11 protein-coding genes are annotated in these 11,386 nt (G+C 72.4%); 2 read left to right on the top strand and 9 right to left on the bottom strand.

The window, feature by feature from the left end; all coding sequences use genetic code 11:
• Positions 1-8: 8 nt before the first annotated feature.
• The 6 genes from dnaB to BM158_RS01125 all read right to left on the bottom strand — a co-directional run bounded on the left by dnaB (position 9) and on the right by BM158_RS01125 (position 4,609).
• A complete protein-coding gene (gene dnaB, locus BM158_RS01150) occupies positions 9-1,379 on the bottom strand; it encodes a replicative DNA helicase (protein ID WP_091553682.1) in 1,371 nt (456 codons plus the stop codon).
• Positions 1,380-1,959: 580 nt separating this feature from the next.
• Complete coding sequence (gene rplI / locus BM158_RS01145) at positions 1,960-2,415, bottom strand: 50S ribosomal protein L9 (protein WP_091553679.1); 456 nt, start codon at positions 2,413-2,415, stop codon at positions 1,960-1,962.
• A gap of 2 nt (positions 2,416-2,417) precedes the next feature.
• The gene (gene rpsR, locus BM158_RS01140; RefSeq protein ID WP_055763176.1) at positions 2,418-2,654 is read right to left on the bottom strand and encodes a 30S ribosomal protein S18; all 237 of its coding nucleotides are present in this window, start codon (positions 2,652-2,654) and stop codon (positions 2,418-2,420) included.
• A gap of 30 nt (positions 2,655-2,684) precedes the next feature.
• Positions 2,685-3,182, bottom strand: coding sequence for a single-stranded DNA-binding protein (locus BM158_RS01135; protein ID WP_091553677.1), 498 nt, complete (start codon positions 3,180-3,182; stop codon positions 2,685-2,687).
• Between the two features lie 2 nt (positions 3,183-3,184).
• Entirely contained in the window at positions 3,185-3,472 is a 288-nt protein-coding gene (gene rpsF / locus BM158_RS01130) for a 30S ribosomal protein S6 (protein ID WP_091556106.1), read from the bottom strand.
• A gap of 150 nt (positions 3,473-3,622) precedes the next feature.
• A complete protein-coding gene (locus tag BM158_RS01125) occupies positions 3,623-4,609 on the bottom strand; it encodes a hypothetical protein (protein ID WP_131801951.1) in 987 nt (328 codons plus the stop codon).
• 192 nt (positions 4,610-4,801) lie between these two features.
• On the opposite strand from BM158_RS01125, the gene BM158_RS01120 reads away from it, so the two are divergent.
• The gene (locus tag BM158_RS01120) at positions 4,802-5,614 is read left to right on the top strand and encodes a deoxyribonuclease IV (RefSeq protein ID WP_091553670.1); all 813 of its coding nucleotides are present in this window, start codon (positions 4,802-4,804) and stop codon (positions 5,612-5,614) included.
• Here BM158_RS01120 and BM158_RS01115 read toward each other — a convergent pair.
• The 3 genes from BM158_RS01115 to BM158_RS01105 all read right to left on the bottom strand — a co-directional run bounded on the left by BM158_RS01115 (position 5,504) and on the right by BM158_RS01105 (position 10,088).
• On the bottom strand, positions 5,504-7,114 hold the full coding sequence (locus BM158_RS01115; protein WP_229827533.1) for a glycosyltransferase family 87 protein: 1,611 nt from the start codon (positions 7,112-7,114) through the stop codon (positions 5,504-5,506). The two genes, BM158_RS01120 and BM158_RS01115, sit on opposite strands and share 111 nt — an antisense overlap.
• A gap of 22 nt (positions 7,115-7,136) precedes the next feature.
• Entirely contained in the window at positions 7,137-9,515 is a 2,379-nt protein-coding gene (locus tag BM158_RS01110; RefSeq protein WP_091553666.1) for a transglycosylase domain-containing protein, read from the bottom strand.
• Positions 9,516-9,677: 162 nt separating this feature from the next.
• A complete protein-coding gene (locus BM158_RS01105) occupies positions 9,678-10,088 on the bottom strand; it encodes a DUF5318 family protein (RefSeq protein ID WP_091553664.1) in 411 nt (136 codons plus the stop codon).
• Positions 10,089-10,274: 186 nt separating this feature from the next.
• On the opposite strand from BM158_RS01105, the gene BM158_RS01100 reads away from it, so the two are divergent.
• The gene (locus BM158_RS01100; protein ID WP_091553662.1) at positions 10,275-11,354 is read left to right on the top strand and encodes an inositol-3-phosphate synthase; all 1,080 of its coding nucleotides are present in this window, start codon (positions 10,275-10,277) and stop codon (positions 11,352-11,354) included.
• Positions 11,355-11,386: the final 32 nt, after the last annotated feature.

The raw sequence follows: 11,386 nt of genomic DNA, 5'->3' as shown, positions 1-11,386 counted from the left end.
CGCGGAGATCAGTTGGCCATGTCCACGAAGCGGGAGTAGTGGCCCTGGAAGGCGACGGTGACGTTCGCGGTGGGGCCGTTGCGGTGCTTGACCAGCATGATGTCGGCCTCGCCGGCCCGCGGGGACTCCTTCTCGTACATGTCCTCGCGGTGGATCATCATGACCATGTCGGCGTCCTGCTCGATCGAGCCGGACTCGCGCAGGTCGGACAGCATCGGCTTCTTGTCCTGGCGCTGCTCGGAGCCACGGTTGAGCTGGCTCATCGCGATGACCGGGACCTCGAGCTCCTTGGCCAGCAGCTTGAGCGCACGGGAGAACTCCGAGACCTCCTGCTGACGGGACTCCACCCGCTTGCCCGACGTCATCAGCTGCAGGTAGTCGATGACCACGAGCTTGAGGTCGTTGCGCTGCTTGAGCCGCCGCGCCTTGGCCCGGATCTCCATCATCGTCATGTTGGGGGAGTCGTCGATGTAGAGCGGGGCGTCGGCGACCTCGCCCATGCGGCGGGCCAGCTTCGACCAGTCCTCGTCGGACAGCGTGCCGGCGCGCATGTGGTGCAGCGGCACCTTCGCCTCGGCCGACAGCAGACGCATGGTGATCTCGTGCTTGCTCATCTCCAGGGAGAAGATGCAGGCCGCCATGTGGTGCTTGACCGACGCCGAGCGCGCGATGTCCAGGCCGAGGGTGCTCTTGCCGACACCGGGGCGGGCGGCGATGACGACCATCTGGCCGGCCTGCAGGCCGTTGGTGAGCTCGTCGAGGTCGCGGATGCCGGTGGGCACGCCGCGGGCGGTGCCACCGCGGCTGGCGATCGCGTCGAGCTCGTCCATCGTGGGCTGCAGGACGTCCTCGAGGCGCGAGTAGTCCTCGCTCATCCGCTTCTCGGTGACGTCGTAGATCTCCTGCTGGGCGCGGTCGACGATGTCGTCGACGTCGCCCTTCCCGCCGGCGGCGCCGTAGCCCAGCTGCACCACGCGGGTGCCGGCCTCGACCAGCCGCCGCAGCACGGCCTGCTCGGCCACGATCGCGGCGTAGTAGCCGGCGTTGGCCGCGGTGGGCGTGGAGGCGATGAGCGTGTGCAGGTACACCGCGCCGCCCATGCGGGACAGCTGGTCGGTGCGGTTGAGCTCGGCGGCGACGGTGATCGCGTCGGCGGGCTCGCCGCGGCCGTAGAGGTCGAGGATGCAGTCGAAGACGACCTGGTGCGCCGGACGGTAGAAGTCGGCGCCGTGCAGGACCTCCACGACGTCGGCAATCGCGTCCTTGCTCAGCAGCATGCCGCCCAGGACCGACTGCTCGGCAGCGACGTCCTGGGGGGGCTGGCGGTCGTACTCCGGTGCCGAGGCCACCGGCCTGCTGATGTCGTCGACCACTGCCACGCGCGGTGCTCCCCTTCGCTGTTGCGTCCCCCGGCCACGACCGGCGCCCGCCTCCGGGCGGGCCGTCGTGGTCCTTGCTACCGCCGGGGTCCGACAGTTCCGCGGGGCGGCCGGTCGGGCGCCCGCGGCGCGCTCGGGGAGGAACGCTAGGCAGCCGCGGGGGCGTCGTCCACGACCGCTGTGCACACCGCTCTGCACAACCTGTGGACACCGCGGTGGACGGACGCAGCCGCCGTGTGGACGGCGTCGGGACGGCCACCCGTCACCTGACGGAAAGGGCGCCGTCACCTGGTGATCGGCTGGCCCCAGGCTGTGGACGGCAGAAAAACTTCATCCGGTCGCCGGCCCGGGCGCGTCGTGGACGGGCGCGTCGCACCACCCTCACCACCAGCCCCGTGCGCGCCTGGCACATGCCGCCGGCGCCGTCCTCCTGCACGGGAGTCCGTCCTCCCGCACCAGATCTCGCGAGGGAGGACGGAGTTCGATCAACCCCCCTGATCAACGCTGGGCGCAGGGGGCCGGGAACGGCGGAGGGGGCGCCGGACCAGTGGTCCGACGCCCCCTCCGGGACGACCTGGGATCAGGCCGCGACGACCTCGATGGCCAGCGTGGCGCTGACCTCGGGGTGCACCCGCACCGTGACGGTGTGGGCACCGGTCGACTTGATCGAGCTGGGCAGCTCGACGCGACGACGGTCCAGCGAGGGACCACCGGCGGCGGTCACCGCGGCGACGACGTCGGCCGTGGTGATCGAGCCGAACAGGCGGCCGCCCTTGCCGGCCTTGGCCGGCACGGTGACGGTCAGCGAGCCCAGCTGGCCGGCGACCTGCTTGGCCTCCTCGAGCGTGGCGACCTCGCGGGCCGCACGCGCCCGGCGGATGCCGGCCACCTGCTTCTCGGCACCGCGCGAGGCGACGATCGCCAGGCCGCGGGGCAGGAGGTAGTTGCGGGCGTACCCGCCCTTCACCTCGACGGTGTCCCCGGCGGAGCCGAGGCCGGCGACCTCGTGGGTCAGGATCAGCTTCGATGCGCTCATGGTCAGCGCGCCGTGGAGGTGTAGGGCAGCAGGGCCATCTCGCGGCTGTTCTTCACGGCCACGGCGACGTCGCGCTGGTGCTGGCTGCAGTTGCCGCTGACGCGGCGGGCACGGATCTTGCCGCGGTCGGAGATGAACTTCCGCAGCAGGGTCGTGTCCTTGTAGTCGACGTAGGTCGCCTTGTCCTTGCAGAACTGGCAGACCTTCTTCTTCGGCTTGCGAATCGGAGGCTTGGGCACTGGGTTCTCTTTCTCAGGGGTGGTACGAGATCAGAAGGGGGGCTCGTCGGAGGACGAGGCCGGGGTCGACCACGGGTCGCTGGAGCCGCCACCGCCGCCGGAGGAGCCGAAGCCCCCACCGCCGCCGGAGCCGCCGCCGAACCCGCCACCGCCGCCGTCGCCGCGGTTGGCCTTGGTGACCTTCGCGGTGGCGTAGCGGAGCGAGGGGCCGATCTCGTCGACCTCCAGCTCGACGACGGTGCGCTTCTCGCCTTCCTTCGTGTCGAAGGAACGCTGCTTCAGGCGACCGCTGACGATGACCCGGGAGCCACGGGTGAGGGACTCGGCGACGTTCTCGGCCGCCTGCCGCCACACGTTGCAGCGCAGGAAGAGGGCCTCGCCGTCCTTCCACTCCGACGTCTGGCGGTCGAAGGTCCGCGGCGTGGACGCCACGGTGAAGTTCGCGACGGCAGCCCCGGACGGCGTGAAACGCAACTCCGGGTCGGCGGTCAGGTTGCCGATGACGGTGATGACGGTTTCGCCGGCCATGGTCAGTGGACCTCGGGACGCATCAGCTTCGTGCGCAGGATGGACTCGTTCAGGTTGAGCTGGCGGTCCAGCTCGGCGACCGCGGCGGGCTCGGCCTGGATGTCGACGACGGCGTAGATGCCCTCGACGTTCTTCTTGATCTCGTACGCCAGGCGGCGACGGCCCCAGATCTCGGTCTTCGCGGTGCCACCGGCGTTGGTGACGACGGAGAGGAACCGGTCCAGGCTGGGAGCGATCGAACGCTCCTCCAGCTCGGGATCGAGGATGATCATCAATTCGTAGTGACGCACGGAGAACCCCACCTCCTCTGGTCTCGGCGGCTGCAGGGCATCTGCAGCAGGAGGGCTTGCACGCGTCGCGCCCCCGGACGGCCCAGGACAGCAGCCGGACAGGAGCGCTCCGCCGAGGGTACCAGCCGCCGGGGGCGGCGTCCTCGCAGGTCAGGAGCGGGAGGACGCCCGCTGGGCCAGGTGGGTGCGCACCAGGGCGGCGGTGACTCCGGCCAGCGCGACCACGGCGGCCAGGGCCGGCACCGACAGCGCCGGGTCGGGGCTGGCGGCCTGGGAGTCCGAGGCCACCTCGACGTCGTCCCCGCTGCCGCCGGGCAGCGCGCCGTCCAGCCCGGCGAGCTGGCCGAAGACCGGGACCGAGGCGCCGTCGTAGCTGCCGGCCACCCCGCCGCCACCGCTGCCGTTGCCGCGCGAGGACGCGGCGTCACCGGTCGCGAAGCGGGAGGGGTCGAAGGCCGCGGCCGCGGAGGTGTCCAGCGGGGCCAGCTGCCCGGAGGTGCTGGGCACCCCGTAGGCGTAGCCGGTGCCGTCGACCGACGGGGCCGGCTGCTCGGTGGCCGGGGCGGGGGCCTGCTCGCCGCCACCCGTCACCGGGGTGTCCACCGGGGCGGACGGCGCCGCGGGCACCTGGGTCGGGACGGCCACGTTGACCGGCGGCAGCGTGGGCAGGTTCGCCGAGGGCAGGTTCGGCAGCGGCACCAGGGTGTTCACCACGAAGGGCGTGCCGACCGGCAGCGCCGGGAGGCTGCGGACGATGCCGTTGACCAGGTCGTTGACCACGGCCGACGGCGTGCCCGTGGCCGGCACCACCCGGTAGGTGTAGGTGATCGCGCCGACCGTGCTCGACGGGAACGTGTACTGCGCCGACTGGCCCAGCTGCAGGCCCTTGGTGGAGCCGTTGAAGGTCACCGAGATGTCGGTGTAGACCGTGCCGCCCAGCGAGCCGACCAGCGGCAGGGTGACGCTGGCCGGGTAGGAGGCCACCGAGTTCACGAACGTGACGGTGCCGCCGGCGTCGATGCTCACCGTCGGCGGGGTGAGCGTCCTGATCTCCACCGTCGCCGTCGGGGCCGCGGTGGCGGCCGGCGCGGCGAGCACCGAGCCCGCCACCGCGAGCAGCCAACCGAGCGTGAGCACGGCGATGCCACGCCGTGCCGACCGGGCGATCCGTCCGCTGTGCATCGTCCTGCGCCTCTCCGTCGAGACCCGAGCTGCCGGTTACCCGCCAGTAGTACCTACGAGTAACACCTATCACGTGCGACAACGAGTGTGTGACGTGGGAGATACGCGCGCATCTCGATGTCACCCCCACGGCCTACGTTCGGGGGCATGTCGTCACAGGCCGTGGGAGTGCACGTCGGGTCGGGTCTCACCGAGGGGAACGAGGTCGAGGACGGCGGCGTGCTGGCCCGGGCCGCCGAGGTCGACGCCTCGGCGGTCCAGGTCTTCCTCGCCGACCCGCAGGACTGGAAGGCCCCCAAGCCCCGGCCCGACGCCGACGAGCTGCGTGACGCCGACCTGACGGTGTTCGTGCACGCCCCGTACGTGCTCAACGTGGCCTCGACGAACAACCGCATCCGCATCCCCAGCCGCAAGCTGCTCGGCCAGCACGCGCAGGCCTCGGCGGCGATCGGTGCGGCCGGGATGGTGGTGCACGGCGGGCACGTCACCGGCAAGGACGACCCGGCCGCGGGCTTCGACAACTGGCGCAAGCTCTTCGAGCGGCAGGCGGCCGACGGCGGCTTCCCCGTCCCCGTGCTCGTCGAGAACACCGCCGGCGGCGACGGGGCGATGGCCCGCGAGCTCGACGCGCTGGCCCGGCTGTGGGACGCGGTCGGGGAGTTCGGCGCCGGGTTCGTGCTCGACACCTGCCACGCCTGGGCGGCCGGGTGGGACCTGGCCACCGTGGTCGACGACGTGCGGGCGATCACCGGCCGCATCGACCTGGTGCACCTCAACGACAGCCGTGACGAGGCCGGCTCCAACCGCGACCGGCACGCCCCGCTCGGCGAGGGCGCCATCCCGGAGGAGCTACTGCTCGGTGTCGCGCGGGCGGCCGGCTGCCCCGTCGTCCTGGAGACCCCCGGCGACGCCGCGTCCCACGCCGGCGAGATCACCCGGGTCCGGGCGGCGCTGGGCTAGCCGGAACCGGTCGGGGGCGCCGTCGAGGACGCCGCCCGCGGGGTCGTCGGTGCCGGGCCAGCTGCGCCGGACCCGGTCCAGCTCCGGGTGCCACACGTCCCGCACCACCAAGGCCATCAGCACGAGGACGGCGACGTCGCGCACCCCGACGGCGAGGAAGAACCACTGCACGTCGACGCCCTTGTTGTCGGTGCCGAGGTACCAGAGCAGCCGGGGCACCCAGAGCACCGCCTCGGTGGCCTGCCACAGCAGCAGCGACCGCCAGGACGGCCGGGCCAGCACCGCCAGCGGGAGCAGCCACAGCGAGTACTGCGGGCTCCACACCTTGTTGACCAGCAGGAACCCGGCCACCAGCAGGAACGCCAGCTGGGCGACGCGGGGCCGCTGCGGGGCGGTGAGTCCGAGCACCGCGACCGCGACGCAGACCGCCACGGTGGCCACCGCGACCCAGGCGTTGAGCACCGACGGGCTCTGCCCCTCGGCGAGCGGGCCGTCGAACAGGGTGCCGCCGCTGGCCTGGATGGCGATGTTCCACAGCGTGTCCGGGTCGGCGGGCCGGCTGTCGTTGAGCGTGAAGAACAGCTGCCAGTTCTCCGGCGCCAGCAGCGCGACCGGCAGGTTGACCACCAGCCAGGCGGCGGCCGCGGCCACGGTGGTCATGGCCCAGGCGCGCAGCTTCCCGGCCCGCAGGCACAGCACCAGCAGGACGCCCAGCAGCAGCACCGGGTAGAGCTTGGCCGCCGTCCCCAGGCCGATCAGCACCCCGGCCAGCACCGGGTGCCGCTTCGCCCAGGCCCACATGCCCAGCGAGGCCAGCGCGACGGCGAACAGGTCCCAGTTGGTGAAGGCGTGCACCACCAGCAGCGGGGACAGCCCGATCATCGCGGCGTCCCAGGGCCGCCGTCCGGTCAGGCCCACGACCGACCGGGTCACCAGCAGCGCGCAGACGCCGAGCATCAGGCAGGTCACCACGTAGTAGCTCTGCACCGGCACGACGGCGGGCAGCAGGCCGACCGTCTGGGCCAGCGAGTCGTAGCCGCGGGCCAGCACCGAGGCGATCCACATGAACCCGCCGGTGAGCACCGGGTACTCCACCGCCGAGCCCAGGTAGGGCACCTGGCCGGTGTCCAGGCCGCGCAGGCCGAACAGCGGGACGGTGTCGGAGTAGCAGAAGTGGGTGTACTGCTTCGAGCCCACCCAGTTGCCGTCCGAGCAGGGGTTCTGCTTGGCCCAGGCGAGCGCGAGCCCGACCACGCAGAACAGCAGGCAGACCCGCAGCGGGGTCCAGAACAGCGCGCGCCCGGTGACCGCGTGCCGGCCCCACGGACCACCGACGGCCTCGCTGGCCTGGGCGGCGACCCGGTCGGTCCAGCTGGGCACCACCCGGTCCGGCCACGGCGGTGCGGCCACCCGGGGCGGCTCGCTCACCCGCACCGGGGACGACGCGGGCCCGCCGTCCGGCTGGTCGGCCGGCGGCGGGCCCGTGTCCTGCGTGCTCACGGCGACAGTCTGCCCCGGCGTCTCAGCCGTTCGGCTGACCGTTCCCGGGAGGCACCACGATGGACGGTGGGCCCTGCGTCGTCGGCGGTGGGGCCTGCGTCGTCGGCGGTGGGGCCTGCGTCGTCGTCGGCGGGGCCTGCGTCGTCGTCGGCGGGGCCTCGGTGGTCGGCGCCGGGGCCTCGGTGGTCGGCGCCGGGGCCTGCGTCGTGGTGCGCGGCGGGGCCTGGGTGGTCTGCTCCACCGGCGCACCCCGGCCGGAGTCGCCGTCGATGACCGGCTCGCTGGGCAGCTCCTCCACCGGCGTGCCGGCGAGGACGGCGTCCATGTACTGCTGCCAGATCGCCCCCGGCAGGCCCGAGCCGAAGATGATCGACCCGGAGGCGTTCACGATCGGCTCGCTGGGGCTGTCGTTGCCCATCCACACCGCCGTCGAGATCGACGGGGTGAAGCCGACCATCCACGCGTCGGAGTTGTCCTCGCCCTGGCCCTGGGTGCCGGTCTTGCTGGCCACCGGCCGGTCGCCGTCCAGGCTGCGGCGGGAGTACTCCGCGACGCCCTCCATCGAGTAGGTGGTGTCGCTGGCGACGTCGGCCGGCATGGCCTGCGTCCCGGTGTCGACCACGGCGTCGGGCGAGACGATGACCCCGCCCGCCGAGTCGGTCACCTGGGACACGATGTGCGTGGCGTGCCGCACCCCGCCGTTGGCGATGGTGGCGAACCCGGACGCCTGGTCGATCGGGCGCATCTCGTACTCGCCGATGCCGATCGCCGAGCCGGTGAAGCCGTCGGCGTTCGCCAGGGTGCGCAGCCCGTCGAGGGCACCCCCGGACCAGGTGTCGGGCATGCCGGTGGCGGCCAGCGCCGTGTCGCGCACGTTCTCGGCCCCGACCTCGTAGGCCAGCCCGTAGAAGGTGGTGTTCAGCGAGCGCGTCATGGCCTGGACCAGCGTGCAGTTGCCGCACGAGGCGCCGCCGGAGTTGCGCACCGGGGCCTCGCGGTCGGGGAAGGTCTGCGGCGAGCTGCCGTCCCAGCGGGTCTGCACCCCGATGCCCTGCTCCAGCGCGGTGGCCATCACGTACGGCTTCATCGACGAGCCGGGCTGGCGCTGCGCCTGGACGTAGTCGGTGCCGGTGGACGTCACCGGGCTGTAGTAGGTCAGCACCGCGCCGGTGCGCGGGTCGACCGACACCAGGGCCTGCCGCAGGTTCTCCGGCTCGCCCGCCATGACGTCGGCCACCGCGGCGGCCGCGGCGTCCTGGTAGCCCTTGTTGACGGTGCTGGTGATCCGCAGGCCACCGGCGAAGACGTCCTGGTCGTCGAGGCCGTAGCGGTCCTGCAGCTCGGAGACCACCTGGCGGGCGATGAACCCCTCGGGGCCGTCGGGGTAGTTGAGGTTGGCCGTGGACGCCGGCAGCACCTCGGGGTAGGTCGAGGCCTCCCGGTCGGCGGGGCTGAGCCAGTCCTGCTCGACCATGCCGTCGAGCACCAGGCCCCAGCGGTCCTGCGCGCCCTCGGGGTTGGTGGCCGGGTCGTAGGCACTGGGGCTGCGGATCAGGACGGCGAGGACGGCGCCCTGCTGCGCGGTCAGCGCACTGGCGTCGACGCCGAAGTAGGTCTGCGCCGCGGCCTGGATGCCGTAGGCGCCGCGACCGAAGTAGATGGTGTTGAGGTACCCCTCGAGGATCTCGTCCTTGGAGTAGTTGTTGTCCAGCTTCACCGCCAGGAACAGCTCCTGGAACTTGCGGCTGAACGTCTGGTCGGCGGTGAGCAGCGTGTTCTTCACGTACTGCTGGGTGATCGTCGACCCGCCCTGCGTGGACCCGCTCGTCAGGTTGCTCCACGCCGCCCGGGCGATGCCGGTGACCGAGATGCCCGGGTCGGAGTAGAAGTTGCGGTTCTCCGCGGCCAGCACGGCCTCCCGCGCGGGCTCGGAGACCTGGTCCAGGGGGACGTTGATCCGGTTCTCGGTGCCCAGCCGGGCCATCTCGGTGGTGCCGTCGGAGTAGTAGATGATCGACAGCTGGTCCTGCTGGACGTCGTCCAGGTCGGGGACCGACGTGTTGGCGTAGACCACGCCGACGAAGACGCCGAGCAGCAGCAGGCCGCCCAGCACCAGCGAGGCGAGGACCTTGTAGACGCGGCGCCGCTTCTGCTTCGCCGTCCGCTTGCCCTTGCCCCGCTTCCGGGCCGCGGGCTTGGCCGACACCGTCGCGGCCCCGCCGGAGCGGGCGGCCGTCGTCCGGCCGCGGTCGCCGCCGCGCCGCGCGGACCGGGGGTCGGGGCGGCGCGGGTCGGGCCGGCCGCCCCCGCCCCCGCCGGAGCGGGCGGCCCGGGCCGGCGGGGGACGGCGCACGGAGCCCGCGGGCGGCCCGACGGGCGAGGTCTCGTCGTGGGGAGGCACGGCGGTGGCCCCTCTCTGCGGATCGGTGGTCGGGTCGGTGCCGACGGGCTCGGGTCAGCGGACCAGCATGCCCCGGCCGGTGTGTCGCGGTCCAGGATGACCGCTCTCCCTGTGCACGGCCGGGAACGGTCCGTCCACGGACCCGTGTCGTGGGGCCGGGCGTCAGTCCGGGGCGGTCCGGCGCCGGGTGCGGCGGGGCTGCTGGCCGGGGACGGGCTCCGCGCCGAGCACGTACGAGCTGACCAGGTGGTTCCAGCGGCAGCTGCGGCAGACCTCGACGGCGTAGACGGCGAACTCGTCCTGCATCGCGTCCATCCGGGCGAGCTCGCGTTGCCGCTTCGCCTGCCCGGCGACCGTCCCCAACGCCTCACCGTAGACGTAGTTGACCCTGGTCAGCAGCGTGTTCTGGCACACCGGGCAGCGGTCGGCGGTCTCCTCGCCGTGGTGGCGGGCGGCCTGGACGAGGTGCGGGGTGGCGTCGCAGACCTCGGCGAGGGCGACCCGGCCGGCGCGCACGTCGGCCAGCACGGCGCGCTTGCGCAGGGTGTGGTCGACCACCGATCGGCGTGGCACCGATCCACCGTACGACCACCGGCGGCCGGCCGGGACCTGACAAACGGATCCGTATGCAAGCTGACAAACTTCCCGTTATGTTCGTGTCGTCCGGCCGGCAGCGCGGCCGTCCCTGACGGAGCGCACCAGCAGCCCGCACCACACCACCAACCGCCGCGCAGCGTCGCCGGCACTCCAGGAGGACCCATGGGATCGGTCAAGGTCGCGATCGTCGGCGTCGGCAACTGCGCGGCGTCGCTCGTGCAGGGCGTCGAGTACTACAAGGACGCCGACGAGACGCACAGCGTCCCCGGCCTGATGCACGTCCGCTTCGGCGACTACCACGTCTCCGACGTGCAGTTCGTCGCCGCGTTCGACGTGGACGCCAAGAAGGTCGGCCAGGACCTGTCCGCGGCCATCGGCGCCAGCGAGAACAACACGATCAAGATCTGCGACGTCCCGCCGACCGGGGTCACCGTGCAGCGCGGCACCACCCTCGACGGGCTGGGCAAGTACTACCGGCAGACCATCGAGGAGTCCGACGAGCAGCCGGTCGACGTCGTCGCCGCGCTGCGCGAGTCCGGCGCCGACGTCCTGGTCTGCTACCTGCCCGTGGGCTCGCAGGAGGCCGCGGAGTTCTACGCCCAGGCCGCCCTGGACGCCGGGGTCGCCTTCGTCAACGCCCTGCCGGTCTTCATCGCCGGCACCAAGGAGTGGGCCGACAAGTTCACCGCCGCCGGGGTGCCGATCGTCGGCGACGACATCAAGAGCCAGGTCGGCGCGACCATCACCCACCGGGTGCTGGCCAAGCTGTTCGAGGACCGCGGCGTGCAGCTCGACCGCACGATGCAGCTCAACGTCGGCGGCAACATGGACTTCAAGAACATGCTCGAGCGCGAGCGCCTGGAGTCCAAGAAGATCTCCAAGACCCAGGCGGTGACCAGCCAGGTCGATCGCGACATGGGCAAGGACAACGTGCACATCGGCCCGTCGGACCACGTGCCGTGGCTGTCGGACCGCAAGTGGGCCTACGTCCGGCTCGAGGGCCGCGCGTTCGGCGACGTCCCGCTGAACCTGGAGTACAAGCTCGAGGTCTGGGACTCCCCGAACTCGGCCGGCATCATCATCGACGCCGTCCGGGCCGCCAAGATCGCCAAGGACCGCGGGATCGGGGGCCCGATCCTGTCGGCGTCCTCGTACTTCATGAAGAGCCCGCCGGAGCAGTACAGCGACTCCGAGGCCCGCGACGCCGTCGAGGCGTTCATCCGCGGGGACGTCGAGCGCTGACCGTCGCGCGCTGGTTATCGCGCGCTGATCAC

The organism is Klenkia taihuensis, assembly GCF_900112525.1.
In the GTDB taxonomy this organism is placed as follows: domain Bacteria; phylum Actinomycetota; class Actinomycetes; order Mycobacteriales; family Geodermatophilaceae; genus Klenkia; species Klenkia taihuensis.
This window is presented reverse-complemented; position numbering and strand designations above follow the sequence as displayed.